General features: G+C 71.5%; 21 protein-coding genes. 10 read left to right on the forward strand and 11 right to left on the reverse strand.

All coding sequences use genetic code 11. The features are described 5' to 3' along the window. The first annotated feature begins 57 nt into the window (after positions 1-57). Both ftsH and folE read left to right on the forward strand, forming a co-directional pair. Positions 58-2,100, forward strand: coding sequence for an ATP-dependent zinc metalloprotease FtsH (gene ftsH / locus ACZ6CL_RS07755; RefSeq protein WP_468932477.1), 2,043 nt, complete (start codon positions 58-60; stop codon positions 2,098-2,100). Between the two features lie 121 nt (positions 2,101-2,221). Next, the gene (gene folE / locus ACZ6CL_RS07760) at positions 2,222-2,827 is read left to right on the forward strand and encodes a GTP cyclohydrolase I FolE (protein ID WP_468932480.1); all 606 of its coding nucleotides are present in this window, start codon (positions 2,222-2,224) and stop codon (positions 2,825-2,827) included. Between the two features lie 46 nt (positions 2,828-2,873). Here the strand turns inward: folE and ACZ6CL_RS07765 are convergent, their stop codons facing one another. From ACZ6CL_RS07765 to ACZ6CL_RS07790, 6 genes are all read right to left on the reverse strand, one after another. Next, positions 2,874-3,371 carry a DUF3180 domain-containing protein gene (locus ACZ6CL_RS07765; protein WP_468932483.1) on the reverse strand — a complete coding sequence of 166 codons (498 nt, stop codon included), beginning with the start codon at positions 3,369-3,371 and terminating at the stop codon, positions 2,874-2,876. Between the two features lie 76 nt (positions 3,372-3,447). After that, positions 3,448-4,041 (reverse strand): 2-amino-4-hydroxy-6-hydroxymethyldihydropteridine diphosphokinase, encoded by a 594-nt coding sequence (folK, locus tag ACZ6CL_RS07770; protein WP_468932486.1) that lies wholly within the window; start codon positions 4,039-4,041, stop codon positions 3,448-3,450. After that, positions 4,038-4,397, reverse strand: a complete 360-nt coding sequence (folB, locus tag ACZ6CL_RS07775; protein ID WP_468932489.1) for a dihydroneopterin aldolase — start codon at positions 4,395-4,397, stop codon at positions 4,038-4,040. The genes folK and folB overlap by 4 nt, the downstream gene beginning before the upstream one ends. Before the next feature lie 237 nt (positions 4,398-4,634). Continuing rightward, the gene (locus ACZ6CL_RS07780; protein ID WP_468932492.1) at positions 4,635-5,114 is read right to left on the reverse strand and encodes a nuclear transport factor 2 family protein; all 480 of its coding nucleotides are present in this window, start codon (positions 5,112-5,114) and stop codon (positions 4,635-4,637) included. After that, positions 5,111-6,013 carry a dihydropteroate synthase gene (gene folP / locus ACZ6CL_RS07785; RefSeq protein ID WP_468932495.1) on the reverse strand — a complete coding sequence of 301 codons (903 nt, stop codon included), beginning with the start codon at positions 6,011-6,013 and terminating at the stop codon, positions 5,111-5,113. Before folP ends, ACZ6CL_RS07780 begins: the two co-directional genes overlap by 4 nt. 71 nt (positions 6,014-6,084) lie before the next feature. Beyond that, positions 6,085-7,917, reverse strand: a complete 1,833-nt coding sequence (locus tag ACZ6CL_RS07790; RefSeq protein ID WP_468932497.1) for a phosphatidylglycerol lysyltransferase domain-containing protein — start codon at positions 7,915-7,917, stop codon at positions 6,085-6,087. A 166-nt stretch (positions 7,918-8,083) separates the two neighbouring features. On the opposite strand from ACZ6CL_RS07790, the gene ACZ6CL_RS07795 reads away from it, so the two are divergent. After that, positions 8,084-9,214: an alpha/beta hydrolase gene (locus ACZ6CL_RS07795; RefSeq protein ID WP_468932500.1), complete on the forward strand. Its 1,131-nt coding sequence runs from the start codon at positions 8,084-8,086 to the stop codon at positions 9,212-9,214. An 11-nt stretch (positions 9,215-9,225) separates the two neighbouring features. On the opposite strand, the gene ACZ6CL_RS07800 is transcribed toward ACZ6CL_RS07795, so the two are convergent. Continuing rightward, positions 9,226-10,383 (reverse strand): betaine/proline/choline family ABC transporter ATP-binding protein, encoded by a 1,158-nt coding sequence (locus ACZ6CL_RS07800; protein ID WP_468932503.1) that lies wholly within the window; start codon positions 10,381-10,383, stop codon positions 9,226-9,228. Positions 10,384-10,512: 129 nt separating this feature from the next. Between ACZ6CL_RS07800 and ACZ6CL_RS07805 the strand changes: the two genes are divergently transcribed. The 4 genes from ACZ6CL_RS07805 to ACZ6CL_RS07820 all read left to right on the forward strand — a co-directional run bounded on the left by ACZ6CL_RS07805 (position 10,513) and on the right by ACZ6CL_RS07820 (position 14,147). Next, positions 10,513-11,190 carry an ABC transporter permease gene (locus ACZ6CL_RS07805; protein ID WP_468932506.1) on the forward strand — a complete coding sequence of 226 codons (678 nt, stop codon included), beginning with the start codon at positions 10,513-10,515 and terminating at the stop codon, positions 11,188-11,190. Continuing rightward, complete coding sequence (locus ACZ6CL_RS07810) at positions 11,190-11,933, forward strand: ABC transporter permease (RefSeq protein ID WP_468932508.1); 744 nt, start codon at positions 11,190-11,192, stop codon at positions 11,931-11,933. Before ACZ6CL_RS07805 ends, ACZ6CL_RS07810 begins: the two co-directional genes overlap by 1 nt. A gap of 79 nt (positions 11,934-12,012) precedes the next feature. After that, positions 12,013-12,969, forward strand: a complete 957-nt coding sequence (locus tag ACZ6CL_RS07815) for an ABC transporter substrate-binding protein (RefSeq protein WP_468932510.1) — start codon at positions 12,013-12,015, stop codon at positions 12,967-12,969. Between the two features lie 74 nt (positions 12,970-13,043). Continuing rightward, entirely contained in the window at positions 13,044-14,147 is a 1,104-nt protein-coding gene (locus ACZ6CL_RS07820) for a hypothetical protein (protein ID WP_468932513.1), read from the forward strand. Positions 14,148-14,156: 9 nt separating this feature from the next. Here the strand turns inward: ACZ6CL_RS07820 and ACZ6CL_RS07825 are convergent, their stop codons facing one another. Together ACZ6CL_RS07825 and ACZ6CL_RS07830 are read right to left on the reverse strand one after the other, a co-directional pair. Then, entirely contained in the window at positions 14,157-15,299 is a 1,143-nt protein-coding gene (locus ACZ6CL_RS07825) for an NADH-quinone oxidoreductase subunit D (protein WP_468932515.1), read from the reverse strand. A gap of 70 nt (positions 15,300-15,369) precedes the next feature. Then, positions 15,370-16,383 (reverse strand): SAM-dependent methyltransferase, encoded by a 1,014-nt coding sequence (locus ACZ6CL_RS07830; protein ID WP_468932517.1) that lies wholly within the window; start codon positions 16,381-16,383, stop codon positions 15,370-15,372. A gap of 110 nt (positions 16,384-16,493) precedes the next feature. Between ACZ6CL_RS07830 and ACZ6CL_RS07835 the strand changes: the two genes are divergently transcribed. Both ACZ6CL_RS07835 and ACZ6CL_RS07840 read left to right on the forward strand, forming a co-directional pair. Further along, positions 16,494-17,690 carry a sensor histidine kinase gene (locus ACZ6CL_RS07835; RefSeq protein WP_468932520.1) on the forward strand — a complete coding sequence of 399 codons (1,197 nt, stop codon included), beginning with the start codon at positions 16,494-16,496 and terminating at the stop codon, positions 17,688-17,690. Positions 17,691-17,778: 88 nt separating this feature from the next. Continuing rightward, positions 17,779-18,465 (forward strand): response regulator, encoded by a 687-nt coding sequence (locus ACZ6CL_RS07840; protein ID WP_468932523.1) that lies wholly within the window; start codon positions 17,779-17,781, stop codon positions 18,463-18,465. Between the two features lie 232 nt (positions 18,466-18,697). Here the strand turns inward: ACZ6CL_RS07840 and ACZ6CL_RS07845 are convergent, their stop codons facing one another. Continuing rightward, complete coding sequence (locus ACZ6CL_RS07845; RefSeq protein ID WP_468932526.1) at positions 18,698-19,789, reverse strand: DUF5937 family protein; 1,092 nt, start codon at positions 19,787-19,789, stop codon at positions 18,698-18,700. 100 nt (positions 19,790-19,889) lie between these two features. Between ACZ6CL_RS07845 and ACZ6CL_RS07850 the strand changes: the two genes are divergently transcribed. Further along, a complete protein-coding gene (locus ACZ6CL_RS07850) occupies positions 19,890-20,201 on the forward strand; it encodes a hypothetical protein (RefSeq protein ID WP_468932528.1) in 312 nt (103 codons plus the stop codon). 49 nt (positions 20,202-20,250) lie between these two features. On the opposite strand, the gene ACZ6CL_RS07855 is transcribed toward ACZ6CL_RS07850, so the two are convergent. Beyond that, positions 20,251-21,462: a threonine aldolase family protein gene (locus ACZ6CL_RS07855; RefSeq protein ID WP_468933319.1), complete on the reverse strand. Its 1,212-nt coding sequence runs from the start codon at positions 21,460-21,462 to the stop codon at positions 20,251-20,253. Positions 21,463-21,633: the final 171 nt, after the last annotated feature.

Here is a 21,633-nt window from a genome sequence, read left to right on the forward strand (position 1 = left end):
CCAGGGCTGCCGTGCCTCACTGTGGCAGGAGGGACGGGGCGGTTTCGCCCCGTATGGATGGACGTGAAGCGCTACTTCCGTGGGCCGGTCATGTGGATCGTGCTGGCCGTCCTCGCCGTGGTCGTGTTGATGCAGGTCGTCGGCTCGTCCGGCGGCTACAAGTCGGTGGACACCAGCCAGGTCGTCAAGGCGATCAACAGGAACCAGGTCCAGTCCGCCGAGCTGACGACCGGCGACGAGCACAAGATCAAGGTCGAACTCAAGGACAATGTCGCCAAGGTCTCGGGGAGCAAGAAGCTCCAGGCGACCTACATCGGTGACCAGGGTGTCGATCTCGCCAGGACCCTTCAGGCGAATGCCCAGAAGGACAGCGGGATCCCCGACGGGTACAACGTGTCGACTTCGAAGCAGAACCCGTTCGTCGGGATTCTGCTCTCGCTGCTCCCGTTCGTGCTGATCGTCGTGGTCTTCCTGTTCCTGATGAACCAGATGCAGGGCGGCGGCTCCCGGGTGATGAACTTCGGGAAGTCGAAGGCCAAGCTGATCACCAAGGACACGCCGAAGACGACCTTCACTGATGTGGCGGGGTCGGACGAGGCGGTCGAGGAACTCCAGGAGATCAAGGAGTTCCTGCAGGAGCCGGCGAAATTCCAGGCCGTCGGTGCCAAGATCCCCAAGGGTGTGCTGCTGTACGGCCCGCCCGGTACGGGTAAGACCCTGCTCGCGCGCGCCGTCGCGGGCGAGGCGGGCGTCCCGTTCTACTCGATCTCCGGTTCCGACTTCGTCGAGATGTTCGTCGGTGTGGGTGCCTCCCGGGTCCGTGACCTGTTCGAGCAGGCCAAGACCAACGCCCCGGCCATCGTCTTCGTCGACGAGATCGACGCCGTCGGCCGGCACCGCGGCGCGGGCATGGGCGGCGGACACGACGAGCGCGAGCAGACGCTGAACCAGCTGCTCGTGGAGATGGACGGCTTCGACGTGAAGGGCGGCGTCATCCTGATCGCCGCCACCAACCGGCCGGACATCCTGGACCCGGCGCTGCTGCGCCCCGGCCGTTTCGACCGGCAGATCGCCGTCGACCGCCCGGACATGCAGGGCCGTCTGGAGATCCTCAAGGTTCACCAGAAGGGCAAGCCGGTCGCGCCGGACGTCGACCTGTCGGCCGTCGCCCGCCGTACCCCCGGCTTCACCGGTGCCGATCTGTCGAACGTGCTGAACGAGGCCGCCCTGCTGACGGCCCGCGGCGACAAGAAGCTGATCGACAACCACTATCTGGACGAGGCGATCGACCGAGTCGTGGCCGGACCGCAGAAGCGGACCCGGATCATGAGCGACAAGGAGAAGAAGATCACCGCGTACCACGAGGGCGGTCACGCCCTGGTCGCGGCGGCGTCTCCGAACAGCGATCCCGTGCACAAGGTCACGATCCTCTCCAGAGGCCGGGCCCTGGGTTACACCATGGTCCTGCCGGACGAGGACAAGTACTCGACCACGCGCAACGAGATGCTGGACCAGCTCGCCTACATGATGGGCGGCCGGGCGGCCGAGGAACTGGTCTTCCACGACCCGACCACGGGCGCCTCGAACGACATCGAGAAGGCGACCGCGACGGCCCGCGCGATGGTCACGCAGTACGGCATGACCGAGCGGCTCGGCGCGATCAAGTTCGGCTCCGACAACTCCGAGCCGTTCCTGGGCCGTGAGATGGCCCACCAGCGTGACTACTCGGAAGAGGTCGCCGCACTGGTGGACGAGGAGGTCAAGAAGCTCATCGAGGCCGCGCACAACGAAGCGTGGGAGATCCTCGTCGAGAACCGCGACGTCCTCGACAACCTGGTGCTGGCGCTGCTGGAGAAGGAGACGCTGAACAAGGAGGAGATCGCCGAGATCTTCGCCGCGATCCACAAGCGTCCGGCCCGCCCGGCGTGGACCGGCTCCTCGCGGCGTACGCCCTCCACCCGCCCGCCGGTGCTCTCCCCTCGGGAGCTGGCCCCGGCGAACGGTGCCCAGCCCACCTCGGCGGCCTCGCTCACCAAGGCCACCACGCCCGAGGACGGCGCCGAGCAGTCCGAAGAGTCGGGTTCCGGCTCCGAGAGCTGATACCGGCCTTCCCGGGGCCCTCACGCCCCGGGAAGGACCCGGAATGAATGCCGCGTCACCCAGGTTTTAGCCTTGGGGGCGCGGCATTCCGCATTTTGTGCACAAGGAACGAGGCAGCTCCATGACGGACCCGGTGACGCTGGACGGCGAGAGCACCCTCGGCGTGTTCGACGAGAAGCGAGCCGAGAACGCGATTCGTGAGCTTCTGATCGCCGTTGGCGAGGACCCGGACCGGGAGGGGCTGCGGGAGACGCCGGGGCGGGTGGCCCGTGCGTACAAGGAGATCTTCGCGGGGCTGCGGCAGGAGCCCGAGGACGTCCTGACCACGACGTTCGATCTCGGCCACGATGAGATGGTGCTGGTCAAGGACATCGAGGTGATGTCCTCGTGCGAGCACCATCTGGTGCCCTTCGTGGGGGTCGCCCACGTCGGCTACATCCCGTCCCACGACGGCAAGATCACCGGGCTGTCGAAGCTGGCCCGGCTGGTGGACGTCTTCGCCCGCCGCCCCCAGGTCCAGGAGCGGCTGACCACCCAGGTCGCCGACTCGCTGATGCGGATACTGGAACCGCGCGGGGCGATCGTCGTGGTCGAGTGCGAGCACATGTGCATGACGATGCGCGGGGTGCGCAAGCCCGGTGCCAAGACCATCACCTCGGCCGTCCGCGGCCAGCTGCGCGATTCAGCCACCCGGGCTGAGGCGATGAGCCTCATCATGGCCCGCTGACGGCCCTCTGAGCGCCCTCAGAGCCCCTGCGGGCGGCTCAGGCGCCTCAGGCGCGGGCCGAGGCGCCCGGGCCGCGGCCGTTCTCGTCGTCGTCCTCCGGCAGCTTGCAGACCCGCTCCAGGAAGAACGCGGCGGCCACCACACCCGCCCCGGCCAGCACCGAAGCGCCCGCGTAGATGGCCTGGTCCTGCCGGGCCGGTACGTCCAGCTGCTCCAGGGCCAGGAAGACGCCGACCCCGCCGTACATCCCCGAGACCAGCGCCGCCACCAGCGCGCTCGCCTGGCCGAAAACCACCGCGCGGGCGGCCACCATCGGGTCCACGCCCTTCGCGTCCGGCTCCCGGTCCCGCTGGGCGCGCAGCCGCGACCGCAGCGAGATCGCGGTCGCGACCAGCACGACCGCGATCAGGGCCAGCACGATCGGCGCCGCCACCGGAACGCTCGGCAGCGAGCCCAGCGTGTCCCACAGCCGGGACCCAGCCCACGACACCACACCGGCCACGGCGAACAGCCCGACCAGCACCCCGATCCGAAGTTGCCTCACCGAGCGGTCGCCCCTCCACACATCAACGTCTGGTCAACTGGTCAACGTCTAATGGTCAACGTCTCTTGGTCAACGTCTATTCGGGCAGTCGCAGTTCCAGGTCCGCGCGGACCTGGACGCCGTCTCCGCCCACCTCGTCCAGCAGGGCCGAGACCGCGCCGCGCCCGGGGAACTCGGCCTGCGGGTCCACGTCGTTCCACGGCACCAGGACGAAGGCACGCTGGTGGGCACGGGGATGCGGCAGGGTGAGCAGCGGGTCGTCGGAGACCACGTCCTGGTACGCCACGATGTCCACATCGATGGTGCGCGGACCCCAGTGCTCGTCCCGTACCCGCTCGAACGCCTCCTCGATGGCGTGGCCGCGCTCCAGCAGCGAGGACGGCGGCAGGGTGGTCTTCACCAGCACCACCGCGTTGAAGTACGTCGACTGGGTGCCCGGCTCCACGCCCCACGGCTCCGTCTCGTACACCGGGGAAACGGCCTTGACCCGCAGGCCCGGGGTGTCCTCCAGCGCGTCCACCGCGCCTTGGAGGGTCTCCAGGCGGTTGCCCAGGTTGCTGCCGAGGGAGATCACTGCCCGTTTGGGGTTGGACAGGGTCACATCGGCGGCATCCACCTTCTCCACCACGGAGGCGGGAACGGGCTGCACGGTCGGGTCGCTGCTGCTCATACTCGGCTCCGGGTAATGGTGATGGTGACATCGTCGAAGGGAACGGTGATCGGGGCCTGCGGCTTGTGGACGACGACCTCGACCTCGCGCACCACATCATGCTTCAGGCAGGTGTCCGCTATCCGTTCGGCAAGGGTCTCGATCAGCTCGACCGGCTCGCCCCGCACCACCTCCACGACCTCCTCCGCCACCACGCCGTAGTGGACGGTCTTGGTCAGGTCGTCGTCGGCGGCGGCGGGACGGGTGTCCAGGCCGAGCACGAGGTCCACGACGAACGTCTGGCCCTCCTCGCGCTCCCGCGCGAACACACCGTGGTGCCCACGAGCCCTCAGGCCGCGCAGCGCGACACGATCCACCCGAATCACTCCTGCTGGTCGTCGGTTACGCGGGCACGCCCCGGCCGGTCCGGAACGCACCAGTGACCCCCTGCCGTCGGCGGGGAACCTCCTCGAATCTACCTGCGAATGTCGGCGGCACATGCCCACGGGGTCGCGGCAGATGGCTCCCACCGTCCCGCGCCACCTTCACCTACCCGCACCTCGCACGGCTCGAACGGGACCCATTCGAGCCATCGCGGGCCGCGGCTCAGGGACTCAGCCCGGCATCAGCCGGTCGTCGTCCTCGGGACCCTCCGGGCCCTCGTCGTCACGCTCCGCGAGCACCGGGGAGCCGTGGTGCGACCACACCTTCCAGCCGTCGTCGGTGCGCCGGAACACGTTCGTGGCCACCACCAGCTGGCCGACCAGCGGGCCCAGCTGCCCCTCCTCCTCGGCCGGGGCGCCGCTGAGGATGTTCTCGGTGCAGGTCACCAGCGCGGTGTCGGACATCACCGACACCTCGACGTCGGTCAGGAAGAACTGGATGTAGTCCGTGTTCGCCATGATCAGCGCGTAGGAACGGAGCACCTCGCCCCGGCCGCGCAGCACCGGCCAGCCCGGGTGCACACAGGACACATCGGTGTCCGTGGAGTCCAGCCACAGCTGGTCCAGCGCCCCGTGGTCGCCCTGCTCCATGGCCTCGTACAGCGCGGTGTTCACCAGCGCCACTCGCTCGTTGTCCGTAAGAGAAGTCACAGCGCTCCCGCCGCGTTCGCCACGTTCTCCAGGTGCGCGGCCCCGGCCACCTCGATGGCCCGGGCCACCCGCACCGCGTCCGCACTCGCCCGTACCTCGTGCACCCGGACCGCCCACGCGCCCTCGCGGGCCGCGATCGCGGTCACCGCGGCGGTCGCGGCGTCCCGCTCCCGGGCGGGCGGCGGGGCGTTTCCGTCCCCCGCCAGGACGCGGCCCAGGAACCGCTTCCGGGAGGCCGCCACCAGCAGCGGGCGGCCGAGCCCGCGCAGCGCGGCCAGATGGGCGACCAGCGCCAGGTCGTGCTCGGCGTCCTTGGCGAAGCCCAGCCCCGGGTCGAGCACGATCCGCTCCGGGGCGATACCGCCCGCGACGGCCGCCTCCACGCTGGTGCGCAGCTCGGCGACGACCTCGCCGACCACGTCCTCGTACACCGCCCGGTTGTTCATGTCGATCGACTGGCCGCGCCAGTGCATCACCACGAAGGGCACCTCGGCCGCGGCCACCGCCGGGACCATCGCCGGGTCCGCGCGGCCGCCGCTCACATCGTTGACCAGCCGCGCGCCCGCCTCGATCGCCCGCTCGGCGACCGTGGCCCGCATGGTGTCCACACTGATCAGGGCCCCTGCCGCGGCCAGTTCCCGCACGACCGGGACCACCCGGCGCAGCTCCTCGGCCTCGTCGACGCGCGCCGCGCCCGGCCTGGTCGACTCGCCTCCGACGTCCACCAGGTCGGCCCCGGCCGCGACCAGGTCGAGCCCGTGCTTGACGGCCAGCTCGGTGTCGAACCACTGGCCGCCGTCGGAGAAGGAGTCGGGCGTGACGTTCACCACGCCCATGACCGCACACCGGTCCCATTCCGGCAGTCCGGTCACTCGGCCCCGCTCGCGCAACGTCCTCATGACCTTAAGGCTAGACGTACCGGCAGTCCGGACGCGGGACGCGGGGGGCGGGGTGGAGGGCAGGGCGCTCCCTAGGCGGCTTGCTCCAGTTCGCGGCGGCGGGCCGGGGCCTGGTGTGCGCAGGGCCTGGGCTCGGCGCGCCGCCCGCGGCGCAGCAGCCGGGGCAGCGCGAGCGAGACGAACCCCTCGGCCTGCATGGCGGCCAGCCCGATGCGCGGCAGGTCCCGGGTGTTGCGGAAGACCACGAAGCGCGGCTCCCAGCGCGGCCGGAACTTGGCGTTGAACTTGTACAGCGACTCGATCTGGAACCAGCGGGACAGGAACACCAGCAGCCCCCGCCAGCCGCGCAGCACCGGGCCCGCGCCCAGCTTCTCGCCGCGGGCCAGCGCCGAGCGGAACATCGCGAAGTTCAGCGACACCCGGGTGACGTCCAGGGCCGGGGCGGCCTGCAGGGCGGCGACGATCAGCAGTTCGTTCATGCCCGGGTCGGCGCTCCGGTCGCGCCGCATCAGGTCCAGCGACATGCCGTCCGGGCCCCAGGGCACGAAGTGCAGGACGGCCTTCAGATCCCCGTACGGACCCTCCTCGACGCCGTCCTCGGCGGCCTTGTGGGCGGTGGCGATCACGGACTCGCCGTCCGCCGGGTCGCCGATCCGGCCCAGCGCCATCGAGAAGCCGCGTTCGGTGTCGGTGCCCCGCCAGTCCTCCGAGGCGCGCCGGACGGCCTCCAGCTCGTCCGGGCCGAGGTCGGCGACGCGCCGCACCCTCGTCTCGTAACCGGCCCGCTCGATGCGCTTGACCATCTGGCGTACGTTGCGCATGGCGCGTCCGGAGAGGGTGAAGTCCGCGACGTCCACGATCGCCTCGTCGCCCAGTTCCAGCGCGTCCAGCCCGGTCTCCCGGGTCCACACCTCGCCGCCGGTCTCGCTGCACCCCATCACCGCGGGGGTCCAGGAGTGCGCCCGCGCCTCCTCCATGAACGCGGCGATCGCGCCCGGCCACGCCTCCACGTCGCCGACCGGGTCGCCGCTGGCGAGCATGACCCCGGAGACCACGCGGTAGCAGACGGCGGACTTGCCGCTCGGCGAGAAGATCACCGCCTTGTCGCGGCGGAGCGCGAAGTGGCCGAGCGAGTCACGGCGCCCGTGGGTGGCGAGCAGCTCCCGCAGCTTCTCCTCGTCGGAGGCGGTCAGCCGGGCAGCCGGGTGCTCGGGGCGGAAGGCGAGGTACGCGGTGGTGGCGACGGTCAGCAGGCCGAGCGCGCCCAGCGAGTAGCCGACCGTGTAGTCCGCGCCGTCGCGGTAGCTGACCGGCCCCTCGAAGCCGATCAGCCCCCACAGCACGTGCTGCAGCTGCGCCGCCAGCGACGGCGCGCCCTCGATGGTGTCCGGGTGCGACCGCACGATGAGCATCCCGACGCCGAGGCTCACCCCGCCCATGGCCACGAAGTTGGCCAGCGCCATCCAGCGGCTGCGCGGGTCGGGCAGGGCGGCGAACTCGCGGCGGTAGCGCAGCAGCACGCCCATCAGGACGAGCGAGAAGACGGTGCCGAGGACGGAGTGCCGGTACAGCAGCTGGGCCGCCGCGCCGACCGGCAGCAGCACCACCGCCGCGACCCAGGCGCGGCGCTTACGGCGCTTCAGGCCGTGCGCCAGCATGAGCAGCAGCAGCCCGACCACGATCGACGCCGCGGCGGCCAGGGAGCTGACCGCGCCGGGCAGCACCTCCGCCAGCGCGTGCACCTTGCTGTGCCGCAGCCGCGGGAAAACGATGTCCACGAGCCCGATCAGCGTGCAGGCCGTGCCGACGGCCGTGGGCACCGTCTCCGGACGCGGCCCGCGCAGCACGCGCCGTATCCGGTTGGGAACCCCTCCGGACTTTTCGGCATCTGGACTGTCAGACATTCGCATTCCCGTCGCTTCGGTCAAAGGATCTTTGGTTCTCTGACGCAGCTTCCGCACGATTTGCGTCTATCTAGATGCGCTTCGAGGCGGCGGGGTTCCGCCCCCGGCTCCCGCCGGATGGCGCCCCCGCGGTACGGAGGACCGGCCGCCCGGCAGAAAGATAGTGATGGGTCTCACGAGCAACAACGTCGTGATCATGGCTGTCGTCGCGGCGCTGCTGCTGTTCACGGCCACGATATGGCTGTGGCCGCGGCTGGCCGGACGCGGGGTGTCCGCCGTGCTCGGCCGGGTCGGCATGCTAGCGGCAACTCAGGTGGCGGTGTTCGCGGCTTTTGGATTGTTCGCCAATCAGTCTTTCGGCTTCTACGGCTCCTGGGCCGACCTGTTCGGGACCGAGGACGAGATGGGAGTGGTGGTGGACCACGACACCCCCGGCACCCGGGTGAAGGTCACCGAGAGCCGCAAGCTCAACGTCTCCGGCGGCTCGTCGCCGGAGACCGGCGGGCGCGTCGACAAGGTGAACTTCCGGGGGCCGGTCTCGCGGATCGCCAGCCCCGGCTACATCTATCTGCCGCCGGAGTACTTCCAGCCCCGGTACGCCGAACGGAAGTTCCCGGCGGCCCTCGTGCTGACCGGCTACCCGGGCACCACCGAGGCCCTCATCAATGGCCTGAAATACCCCCAGAAGTCCCAGAAGCTGGTCAAAGAGGGGAGAATGCAGCCGACCATCCTGGTCATGATGCGGCCGACCGTGGTGCCGCCACGGGATACGGAGTGCATGGACGTCCCCGGCGGGCCGCAGACCGAGACCTTCTTCACCAAGGACGTTCCGAAGGCCGTCTCCGAGCACTACCGGGTGGGCGCCCAGGCCCGTAACTGGGGTGTCGTCGGCAACTCCACCGGCGGCTACTGCGCCCTGAAGATGGCGATGCGCCACCCCGGCGCGTTCTCCGCCGCCGCCGGGCTGTCCCCCTTCTACAAGGCCCCCCTCGACGCGACCACGGGCGACCTCTTCGGCGGCAGCCGCCAGCTGGAGCGCGAGAACAACCTCATGTGGCGCCTCGGCCACCGCCCCGCCCCGCCGGTCTCGCTGCTGGTGAGCAGCAGCGAGCGCGGGGAGAAGAACTACCGGGCGACGATGCGGTTCGTGGAGAAGGTCCGCGAGCTGAACCGGCGCGGCGAGCCGACCCGCATCTCGTCGATCATCCTCGGCACCGGGGGCCACAACTTCAACACCTGGAAGCGCGAGGTGGCTCCCACCCTGGAATGGCTGGGCACCCGCCTCCACGCCGACTGAGCGCGCCGTCGCTACGCGTCGGTGATCGTCTGGAGGTCGACCTCGCCCCGGGCGATGCCGCCCGCGTCCGCGTCGATCGAGCGGCGCAGGGCCTCGTGGAGGCGGGCCGGGGTGAGGACGCCGAGGAAGCGTTCGCCGTCCAGGACGGCGATCCAGCCCGCGTCGTGCTGGAGCATCGTGCTGAACGCCTGCTTGAGCGCCGCCCCCACCGGAAGCCACGCCTCCATCCGGCGGGCGTGGTCCCGGACCGTCCCCTCCGAGCCGTCGGCCGCGTCCGCCGGGATCCAGCCGTGCAGGTTGTCCGCGTCGTCCAGGACGACGGCCCAGCGGGCGCCGTCCGAGGCCAGCCGGGCGGCCGCCTTGGTGAGCGGGTCGTCGAGGTGGACGACCGGGGGCTGCCAGAGGTCGCCGGGTTCGATGGGGGTCACCGAGAGCCGCTTGAGTCCGCGGTCCGCGCCGACGAAGTCGGCCACGTACGGCGAGGCGGGTGCGCCCAGCACCGCCGCCGGGGTGTCGAACTGTTCGATGCGCCCGGAGCCGTACACCGCGATGCGGTCGCCGAGCCGCACCGCCTCCTCTATGTCGTGCGTTACGAAAAGCACGGTTTTCCGCACCTGCGACTGAAGCCGCAGGAATTCCGTCTGCAGATGTTCGCGGACGACCGGGTCAACGGCCCCGAAGGGTTCGTCCATCAGCAGCACCGGAGGGTCCGCCGCCAGCGCCCGCGCCACCCCGACCCGCTGCCGCTGGCCGCCGGAGAGCTGGTCGGGATAGCGGTCGCCATATACGGAAGGGTCGAGTCCGACCAGATCGAGAAGCTCGGCGGCCCGGTCCCGCCCCTTCTTCCGCTGCCACCCCAGCAGATGCGGCACGGTGGCGGTGTTCTCCAGCACGGTCTTGTGCGGGAAGAGGCCGACTTGCTGAATGACGTAGCCGATACGGCGGCGCAGCGCGACCGGATCGGTCTCGGCGATGTCCTCGCCCTCCACCAGAATCCGGCCGGAGGTCGGCTCGATGAGCCGGTTGACCATTTTCATCGTGGTGGTCTTGCCGCACCCCGAGGGTCCGACGAGCGTGACCAGCTCACCCTCCGCGACCTCGAAGGACAGATCGTCCACGGCGGTCGTGCCGTCGGCGTAGCGCTTGGTGACATGCTCGAAACGGATCATGGCTCCCCATTGTTGCCGCATTCGTGGCAGACATTGTTGCTGTTGTGTGGCGATCGGACGAGATTGTCATCTCCCGGGGATAGGGTCACCCAGGAATTGGACGACCACGTGCCCGGGGGAGGTGAGCGTATGGCGGACCAGAACTGTCTGATCAGTAACGAATGGATATGCGGCGAGTATGTGCGCACGCGCGGTCAGGAGCTGACGGACGCGACGCTGCAGCATGTCGGGATCACCCTCGCGTCGGTCGCGATCGGCCTCGTGATCGCCTTTCCGCTCGCGCTGCTGGCCCGCCGCAGGCAGGGCGTGGCAGGCCCGGTGCTGGGGCTGACCACGATCCTCTACACGGTGCCGTCGCTCGCGATGTTCTCGCTGCTGCTGCCCGTCTTCGGGGTGTCCCAGGCGGTCGTGGTCACGGGTCTGGTGCTCTATTCGCTCACGATCCTGGTGCGCAACATCATGGCGGGCCTCGCCTCCGTGCCGGAGGACGCCAGGGAGGCCGCGCGCGGCATGGGGTACGGGCCGCTGCGGCTGCTCTTCGGCGTCGAACTGCCGCTCGCGCTGCCCGCCCTGATGGCCGGGCTGCGCATCACCACGGTCTCCACCGTCTCGCTCACCACGGTCGGCGCGATCATCGGCTACGGGGGGCTCGGCAACCTCATCTACGAGGGCATGCACAGCTTCTTCAAGGCGCAGGTGCTCACCGCCTCGGTGCTGTGCGTGGCGCTGGCGGTCGTGGCGGACGTGCTGCTGCTCGGCGTCCAGCGGGTGCTGACGCCCTGGGCGCGTAAGAGGAGGAGGGCCTGATGGGCGTCATCGGCGAGGCGTGGAACTGGCTGGCCACCGGGTCGCACTGGCAGGGCGCCGACGGGGTGTGGACCCGGCTCGGCCAGCATCTGTTCCTGACGTTCGTCTGCCTGGCGATCTCGTGCGCGGTCGCGCTGCCGGTCGCCGTCCTGCTCGGCCACATCGGCAAGGGCGGCGCGATCGCGGTCAACATCTCCAACGCGGGCCGGGCCGTGCCCACCTTCGCCGTGCTGGTGCTGCTGCTCCTCAGCCCGCTGGGCTCGCACGGCCAGTGGCCCACGATCATCGCGCTGGTACTGTTCGCCATCCCGCCGCTGCTCACCAACGCGTACGTCGGGGTGAGCGAGGCGGACCGGGAGGTCGTGGAGGCGGCCCGGGGCATGGGCATGACGGGCGGCCAGCTGATCCGCCGGGTCGAACTGCCCCTCGCGTTCCCGCTCATCATGACGGGCGTACGGACCGCCGCCGTGCAGGTCGTGGCCACCGCGACACTGGCGGCGCTGCCCGGCGGCGGCGGGCTCGGCCGGATCATCACGGCGGGTTTCCGGCTCACCGACACGCCCCAGGTGGTGGCCGGGGCGGTGCTGGTCGCGGCGCTCGCGCTGCTGGTCGAGGGCGCGTTCGTCGCCCTCGGGCTGGCGCTGGACCCGATGCGGCGGAAGACGGGGCGGCGGTCGGCCGCGTTCCGCCGCCCGCCCGCCGACCAGGCGCCCAAGGCGCCCGCGCTGACGTCGTCACGCTGACGTCGTCACGCCGATGTCGTATCGCTGATGTCGTATCGCTGATCCGAACCGCGCGTACATATCTATGGATGGGGAAACCATGAACACGTTCTTGAGAGTGACGGGGGCGGCGGCGAGCGCCGTGGCGCTGGCGGTCGGCGCGACCGCGTGCGGCGGCGACAGCCTGGAGAAGTCCGGCGGCGACAGTTCCGGCGCGCCCGGCAAGGGATCGCTGGTGATCGGAACCGCGTCCTTCGCCGAGTCGAAGGTCCTCGCGGAGCTGTACGCGGGGCTGCTGGAGAACGCCGGTTACTCGACCTCCCTCAAGACGGTCGACACCCGCGAACTGTATGAACCGGCCCTGGAGAAGGGCCAGATGGATGTCGTACCGGAGTACGCGGCGACGCTCGCCGAATTCCTCAACCAGAAGAAGAACGGGCCGAATGCCAAGCCCGTGGCCTCGTCCGACGTGGACGACACGGTGAAGGCGCTGAAGAAGCTCGCCGAGCCGCGCGGACTCAAGGTGCTGGACGCGGGCGAGGCGGTCGACCAGAACGCCTTCGCGGTGAGCCGGAAGTTCGCCAAGGAGCATGACCTCAAGACGCTCTCCGATCTGGGGAAGTCCGGACAGAAGGTCAAGCTGGCGGCGGGCGACGAATGCCCGAAGCGGCCGTTCTGCCAGCCCGGTCTGGAGAAGCGCTACGGCATCGACATCGCGGGCATCGACCCGCTGGACATCGGCAGCGTGCAGGCCAAGCAGGCGGTCAAGGACGGCAAGGACCAGATGGTCCTGACCACCACCACGGACGCCACGCTGGACCAGTTCGGACTTGTCCTGCTCGACGACGACAAAAATCTGCAGAATGCCGACAACGTACTTCCCGTGGTGAATGCGAAGTCCGCCGGTTCACCCAAGATCGAAAACGCGCTGAACAAGCTCGGCCGCGTGCTCACCACGGCCGATCTCACCGAACTCAACAAGAAGGTTGACGCCGAGCGGCTCAAGCCCGCCGATGTCGCGGCCGACTACCTCAAGGAGAAGGGTCTCGTGAAGTAGTTTGCCAACGGATTGACAACGGATCTGGCCTGCCGACCCCCCAAACCAGCCGTACGCACGGTAAGTTTCGGCCCATGCCACGTGGACGCCACCGCCAATCCCCACCCCTGCACAGGCTACTTCCCCCTCTGTCGGTCGCAGCCGCGTCAATAACCTGCGCCGCCGGTGCCTGGCTGGTCGGCGATACGGTCGTGATTCGTGGACTCGCCGCGACCGCGGCCGCCGCCGCGGTCGTCGGCTCGGTCCTGACACGCCGTTGGGACCGCGCGGCCGGCCGCCGGGTCGCGGAGGCCGCGAGTGAGACCGCCCGCCAGGAGATGAAGTACGAAGAGCGCATCGCGGAGCTGGAAGCGGACGCCGAGAAGACGGCCGAGCTGCGCACCGCGCTCAACACCCGGCTGCGCGCCAAGCGGGCCGAACTCGCCCGGCTGCGCAACGAGCACGCCGAGCTGCTGCGCCGTTACGCCACGGCCGAGACCGAGCGGGCCAGTGCCCTGGAGGGGCGCCGCAGGCTCGCGTTGGAGGCCGGGGTCCCCTCGAAGGAGCTGACCGCGGCGGAGCCGTCCGACGAGGCGGCCGCGGACGCCGAGTCGGCGGAGTCCGCCGAGTCCGAGGCTCTCGCCCTGAACGCGTACGCCCGCGCCGACGAGGCGCTCAGCCGCCTCGTCGCCAGCGCGCGGCAGCAGCGGGAGCGGGCCGAAGCGGAATCACGGTCCCTGGCTGTCGAGCGGGAGAAGGCCGAGGCCGAGGCCGAGGCCAAGGACCAGGAGAAAGCGGAAGCGAAGGACAGCAAGGCCGGAAGAGCGGCCGCGGACCCGGACGAGGACGGTGCAAGCGTCCCGGGGAAGCGCCCGGCGGCCGACGAGCGTGACGGCCCGGGCAGCTCCCCGGTGCCGCCGCCCCACGCTCGTACGGCCGCCTCCGCCGTGGTGCCGTATGCCGCGGCACGCCGGGCCGCCTCCCGTTCGGTGGGCGGCTTCGACTACTTCGGCACCCAGAAGACCCCGCCGAAGCAGCAGGAGCCCGAGCCGGAGGCCGAGGAGGACCTCGCCGATGTGATCGGCGCGGAGACCCTCGCCGAGACCCGGAAGGGCGCGGTCGGCGAGGTCATCGACCTGACCGCGCACGAGGAGAACGAGCCCATCGGGATCGAGGAGCTGCGCAGCGCGATCTCGTAGGCCTCACTTCTACTTGTCGATGTCGCCGACGACGAAGAACAGCGATCCCAGGATCGCCACCATGTCGGCGACGAGCGTCCCCGGCAGAAGCTCCGTGAGCGCCTGGATGTTGTTGAACGAGGCCGAGCGGAGCTTCAGCCGGTACGGCGTCTTCTCGCCCTTGGAGACAAGGTAGTAGCCGTTGAGGCCGAGCGGGTTCTCGGTCCAGGCGTAGGTGTGGCCCTCGGGGGCCTTGAGCACCTTCGGCAGCCGCTGGTTGATCGGCCCCGGCGGCAGCTCGGCCAGCCGGTCCAGGCAGGCGTCGGCGAGCGCCAGCGAGTTGTGCGTCTGCTCCAGCAGGCATTCGAAGCGGGCGAGGCAGTCGCCCTCCTCGCGCACCACGACCTTGAGGGTGTCCTGCAGCTCCCCGTACGCCAGGTACGGCTCGTCGCGCCGCAGGTCGAAGTCCACGCCCGAGGCGCGGGCGATGGGGCCGCTGACCCCGTAGGCGTGCACGGCCTCCGCGGAGAGGGCGCCCACGCCGCGGGTGCGCCCCCGGAAGATCTCGTTGCCGAGCACGAGCCCGTCGTACACGTCCATCCGCGACCGCACCTCGGCCACGGCCGCGCGGGCCCGGCCGAGCCAGCCCACCGGCAGGTCCTCCTTGAGGCCGCCGACCCGGTTGAACATGTAGTGCATCCGGCCGCCGGAGATCTCCTCCATGACGTGCTGGAGGTCCTCGCGCTCCCGGAACGCGTGGAAGATCGGCGTGATGCCGCCCAGCTCCAGCGGGTACGAGCCCAGGAACATCAGATGGTTGAGCACCCGGTTCAGCTCGGCCAGCAGCGTCCGCACCCATACGGCGCGCTCCGGGACCTCCATCCCGAGCATCCGCTCGACGGCGAGCACGACGCCCAGCTCGTTGGAGAAGGCGGAGAGCCAGTCGTGGCGGTTGGCCAGCATGATGATCTGGCGGTAGTCGCGCGCCTCGAACAGCTTCTCGGCGCCGCGGTGCATGTACCCGATCACCGGCTCCGCGTGCTGCACGCGTTCCCCGTCGACCACCAGCCGGAGCCGCAGCACGCCGTGGGTGGACGGGTGCTGCGGGCCGATGTTCAGCACCATGTCGGTGCTTTCCGCCGCGCCGCCGATGCCGACTGTCGTCTCCGTCATGGGAACAGTTTGTCTCGACCCCCGCCCCGTCCAGAAACCGGGTCCAGCCCCTGGACCAGCTGGACCGGCCCTAGGGGAGGAGGGACCCGTACGGCAGGTCCACCGGCTGGGCCAGCCAGTGGAAGCCGCCCAGGCCCTCCGGGGCCAGCAGCTCCGCCGCCTCGCCCGCCGCGCCCAGGGCCCGTACGTAGGCGGCCGGGTCCGTGGAGGCCAGGGCGAGCGGCGGGCGGGCGGCGTCGAGGCCAAGGTGGCGCAGCGCGTCGCGCTGGGGGATCAGACGGGCGTCCGTCCCGGCGGCGCACGCGTCCAGCGCCACATGCGCCGTGATGTCGCAGGAGCCGTCGGGGACCGGCCGCACCTCCCGGCCGTCCCGGAAGCCGGTCAGCGTGCCGAAGGGCGGCCGGGCGGCCCGCTCATGGGCGTAGTCCACGGCCACCGCGAGCCCGGCGCCCACGCAGCGCACGGCCCCGGCCCAGGCCGTGTCGCGCGGGCGGCCGATCTCGGCCCGCAGCCCCGGCTCGGCGCCCGCCAGCGGCCACCACCGGTCCAGCCACGCCGCGTCCTCGCCGGTCACCTCGGCGCCGAGCCGTTCGGCGCCGTCACCGGCCGCCGAGACCTCGACCCGGCGCGGGACACCGTCAGGGTCGGCCTCGGCGATGTCGACGGGGACGTTGTCCAGCCACTCATTGGCGAACAGCAGGCCGGTGAAGCCCTCCGGCACCGTCTCCCGCCACTCCACCCGCCCGTCGAGCCCGGCGGGCCGCGCCGCCCGCTCGACCGCGTACGGCCGCAGCCGCGCGGCCAGCCCGTGCGGCAGGCCGGCGGCCGCCGCCAGCACCCCGGTCAGCAGCTCGCCGCGGCCCGCGCCCAGGTCCACCAGTGCCAGCTCCGGCGGCCGCCCCAGCGCCTCGTCCACCCGCCGCAGCAGCTCCGTGACCGCGCGCGCGTACAGCGGTGAGGCGTGGACCGACGTACGGAAGTGACCGGCCGGTCCCTCCGCCCGCCGGAAGAAGCCGTCCGTCCCGTACAGCGCCCGTTCGGCCGCTTCCCGCCAACCGCGCCATTCCCGCTGTTCACTCGCCACACCCCCACGCTAAAGCGGAGCGGTATCCACCTTGGGGAGTAGGGCGGGGGGATACGGATCGCCCCTCGGGCTGACCCGCCCGGGTACCCCCACTGCCTACTCTGGGTGACGTGCAGCGCCTCTACGACTTCCTCCGCAGCCATCCGACAGGGGTGGACACCTTCTGGGGCGTCCTCCTCTTCGGCTGCGGTCTCCTGTGGCTGGTGCAGGCGACCCCGGACTACGAACCACCGCTCGCGGCCGTGCCGATCACCCTGGCGCTGTGCACGGCCGTCGCGCTGCGCCGCCGCGCCCCCGCGATGATGCTGGGGCTGGTCATCGTGTGCGGCCTCGGACAGCTCGCGCTGGACGTCAGGATCAACATCGTCGACTTCGCGATGCTGGTGATCGTCTACACGGTCGCGTCCAACGCCGGGCGCCGCACCTCCCGGCTGGCCTTGGCCGCCGCGGTCTGCGCCCCGTCGTTGGCCACCGTCCGCTGGCCCGACGAACACGAGTCGGTGGGGGAGGCCGCCGTCTCGACGGTCTTCGTCACCATCCCCTTCGTCCTGGCCTGGGTGCTCGGCGACTCGATCCGCACCCGCCGCGCCTACTACGAACAGCTGGAGGAGCGCGCCTCCCGGCTGGAGAAGGAGCGCGAGGCGCAGTCCAAGGTCGCGGTCGCCGCCGAGCGCGCCCGGATCGCGCGCGAGCTGCACGATGTCGTCGCGCACAACGTGTCGGTGATGGTCGTTCAGGCGGACGGCGCCGCGTACGTTCTCGACGCCTCCCCGGACCAGGCCCGGCAGGCACTGGAGACGATCTCCGGCACCGGCCGCCAGGCCCTCGCCGAGATGCGGCGGCTGCTGGGCGTGCTGCGCACCGGGGAGCCGGGGGAGGCGAGCGACTACGTGCCGCAGCCGGACGTCGAGCAGATCGACGAACTGGTCGAGCAGGCGCGCGGCTCCGGGCTCCCGGTGGACTTCAAGGTCGTCGGCAGCCCGCGCCAGCTGCCCAGCGGCGTGGAGCTGACCGCGTACCGCATCGTGCAGGAAGCGCTCACCAACTCCCGTAAGCACGGCGGCCCCGACGTCGGCGCCAGTGTCCGCATCACCTACTTCGACGACGGGCTCGGCCTGTTGGTCGAGGACGACGGCCGGGGCGCCCAGCGCGAGCTGTACGAGGACGGCGGCGCGGACGGCAGCGGCCACGGGCTGATCGGGATGCGCGAGCGGGTCGGCATGGTCGGTGGCACGCTCGACGCGGGTCCGCGCCCGGGCGGCGGGTTCCGCATCAGCGCGCTGCTGCCGCTGAAAGCGTCGGGGTGAGCAGCGGACACCCGTCCGCGCGTACGTAACGCGGTGAGCGCCCGTACGGAGCGCGCGCCGAGGGAGCCGAGGGAAGGGACCCGACCGGATGTCGATCCGCGTCATGCTCGTCGATGACCAGGTGCTGCTGCGCACCGGTTTCCGCATGGTGCTCGCCGCCCAGCCCGACATGGAGGTCGTCGCGGAGGCGGGCGACGGGCTGGAGGCGCTGGAGGCGGTGCGCTCCACCGAGGTGGACGTCGTCCTGATGGACGTCCGCATGCCGAAGCTGGACGGAGTGGAGGCGACTCGGCGCGTCTGCGAACAAGAAGGATCGCCCCGCGTCCTGATCCTGACCACGTTCGACCTGGACGAGTACGCCTTCTCCGCCCTCAAGGCGGGCGCGAGCGGCTTCATGCTGAAGGACGTGCCGCCGGGCGAACTCCTCGCCGCGATCCGCGCGGTCCACAGCGGCGACGCGGTCGTCGCCCCCAGCACCACCCGCCGCCTCCTGAACCGCTTCGCCCCCATGCTCCCGGGCACGGGCGCCAACCGCTCCGGCGCGCCCTCCCGCCCCGAGCTGGCGCGCCTCACCGACCGCGAGCGCGAGGTGATGATGCTCGTGGCCCAGGGCCTCTCGAACGGCGAGATCGCGGGCCGCCTGGTGCTGTCCGAGGCCACGGTGAAGACCCACGTGGGCCGCATCCTCACCAAGCTGGAACTCCGCGACCGGGTGCAGGTGGTGGTCATGGCCTACGAAACAGGCCTGGTCCGGGCAGGCGGCTCCCCCCGCTGACGTCGCCCCGGAGCGGAGCCCCGGGGCGGCCCCGGCTCTGGGCGCCCCGGCTCTGGCCGCTCCCGGCCCTGGGCTCCTGGCCTTCGGCCTGTGGCGTTCCCCGGTGCCGCTCGCCCCTCCTCGTGTCCCGCCCCGTGAGGCCCGCAGGCGTGGACCGGCTGGGCGCCGCCGAGGGAGCCCGGGGGGTTCCCCGGTTCCGGGAAGGGGCGGGGCGGGGGAGAAGCGCCACCCCCTACCGGAGGACGCCCTCCAAGAAGTCGCTCCCCAGCCGCGCCACCGCCGACAGCTCCAGCTGGTGCAGGACATACCGCCCCCGCCGCCGGGTCTGCAGAAGCCCGGCCTTCTTCAGGACGGCGATGTGCCGGGAGACCTCCGGTGGCGTGATGGCGTACGCCTCGGCCAGCTCACCCGTGGTGTGCGGCCCCCGGGCCAGCGCACGGCAGATCCGCATCCGCATCGGATGGGCGAGGGCCTCCAGCCGGTGCTGGACCAGTTCCAGGGCGGCGGGCGAGGCGAGTTCGGGACCGGCGACCGGGTACTGGATCACCGGGTGCCAGCCCGGCGCGTGCACCATCAGCAGATGCGGCCAGCCGAACGTCGTCGGGATGAGAGTCAGCCCGCGCCCGGCCGCCGTCGTCCGCCCCGCCGCCAGCTTGTCGGCCAGGACGCGCGTCCGCCCATCCGCCCCCTGCTCCAGCGACAGCGCGGCCGAGGCCGCCGCCAGCGCCTCCGCGAGCCCCTTGCGCTGCAGCAGCTCGCCCTTGTGGCGGGCGTCGGCGGCCAGTTGGACCCGCACCCGCCGCCAGGTGTCCGCGAAGAACGCCTCATCGCAGTCCTCCAGCAGCCGCCGCAGCCACACCCGCAGCCCGTCCGGGTCGACCAGCATGCGGTCCACGAACGCCAGTTGCCGAGGCCCGCGGGCCCGGGCCATGTCCCGGACCCGGTCCTGCTCGCCCCGGTCGACCAGCGGCGACGGCGTCGGCCGGTCGTACGAGGCGGAGCAGCTGATCTCGAACGCGGCCGCCACGAACGCCTCGTCGTCGATGCGGTCCAGCGCGTCCAGATCCTCCGTGAGCGTCGCCCCGGGCGCGGACGGCAGCAGCAGGTCGGAGCGGGCCGTGCCCCACAGGAAGTCCGCCTCGCACAGCCGGTCGGCGAGATCCGGCTTGAGGGAGGCGGCGGTCGCGGTGGCCCAGCCGTGCTGCCCTGGGTGGTGGGCGGGCTCGGACAGCACGTGCAGCGCCGCGCCCAGTTCCGCGAGCGGTGACGGACTGAAGATGATGCGCTCGGGCGGCAGCCCGGTGATGTCCACGACATTGGCCATGACCCCTATGGTGCGGCAGGCCGCGCCGTGCCCCGACCTCGTTTGACGGCGATCGTCAAACGAGGTGACGGGCGGCGGCGGGCCGTCCGAAGCTCCTTCCATGTCCGTCACTCAGCAGTACGCACTCGACCTGTACCGGGCCGCCCAACGTGGTGAGCCCGCCCCGCCCGCCCCTGGCCAGGGCGACTGGCGCGCCCTCCGGACGCTGCGCGAGTACCGCGACTTCCAGGCCGTGGTCGCCGAACGCCCGGCCCGGCGGCGCCGCGAAGCCCTGCGGCGGGCGCTGCGAGCGGTAACGGCCCGGGCGGCCCAGACCGTACGCCCCGCACGGCGCTCGGCCGCCGGAGCGCCGCACGGGGCCGCCCCCGCCCGCCGGGCCACGGACCCGTCCTCGTGCCAGACCACGGCCTGAGCCGCCAGGCGGCGCGGCCTGCGCGCCGAGCAGTGTGCGGGGCCGGTCGTCAGGCGTCGTCCGTGCCGTCCTCGGCCAGTACCGCGCGCACTCGCGTCAGGAACGCCGCCACCGCCTCCCTCACGTCCTCCGCCGTCCAGTCCAGCGCGGGCGCGGCCACCGTCACCTCGGAGACGGCCAGACCTGGGGGTCCCTCCTCCCACCAGCGCCTGAACAGCGTCGTCCGGGTTTCTTCGGCCAGGCGTATGCCCGCCTCGTCCAGCACGCGCGCCGGATAGGGCAGCCACATCTGGAACTGATGGGTGTGCGGCACCTCCGGCCGCACCCGGAACCAGGCCACCCCGGCTTCCGTGAACGCCTCGCGCATCGCCCGCGCCACGACGGCCGCATGGGCCACATATGACGGCAGCCGCGGCAGTTCGCGGTCCAGACCGGCCAGGGCGGCGAGCGCCGTGGGCCACTGCTGGAACACCTGGCCGCCGTACCGGTGGCGCCAGGCCGTGGCCTCCGCGATCAGCGTCTCCGGGCCCGCGAGCGCGGCCCCCGCGATGCCGTCGAGCGACTTGTAGAAGGACACGTACACCGAATCCGCGAGGGCGGCGATCTCCGGGAGCCCGCGCCCGAAGTGCGTGGTGCACTCCCACAGCCGGGCCCCGTCGAAGTGGACCACGGCCTCCCGCTCCCGGGCGGCCTCCACCACGGCGACCAGGTCGTCCCACTCCGGCAGCACGTAGCCCGCGTCGCGCAGCGGCAGTTCGAGGGCGAGGGTGCCGAACGGCTCCTCCAGGTCGCGGATCTCCGCGGCGGTGGGCAGCCGGGGCGCGCTGGTCGGCCGCACCGCGCGCAGCCCGCTCACCGTCAGATACGCGTCCCGCTCGTGCACCTCCAGATGGGCCAGCGGATGGACGGCCACCGCCGGATTGCCGGTGCGCCCGGCCCAGGCGCGCAGGGCGACCTGCTGGGCCATGGTGCCGGTGGGGAAGAAGGCCGCGGCCTCCATGCCGAGCAGGTCGGCGACCCGCCGCTCCAGCTTTTCGACGACCCCGTCCCCGTACATGTCCACCCAGTCGCCGAGGGCGCCGTCGAGGCCCGGGGCGGCGGCGGTCAGATCCGCCAGCCGCTCGCCGATCCGACGCTCCAGCGGGCCCCGCGCGAGCATCCGCTCGGAGCCGTGCCAGGCCGCGAGCCTGCGCTCCCGCGCGGCCTGTTGCGCCGCATCTGCCGTATCTGCCGCATCTGCTGGCTCCACCGCCCCCGTCATGTCAGCCGCGTCCGTCACATCCACCACATCCCCCCGCATCCGCGATGTCTGCCATGACCCGATGATGACCCACGCGCAGGTCACCCCCGGAGTTATCCACAGGCCGGTTATCCACAGGCCTGGCACACCCCCGGCCCCTCGGGGACACTCGCGTAGCATGGCGGGGAATCG

It is taken from the genome of Streptomyces sp. NPDC041200 (assembly GCF_055591805.1).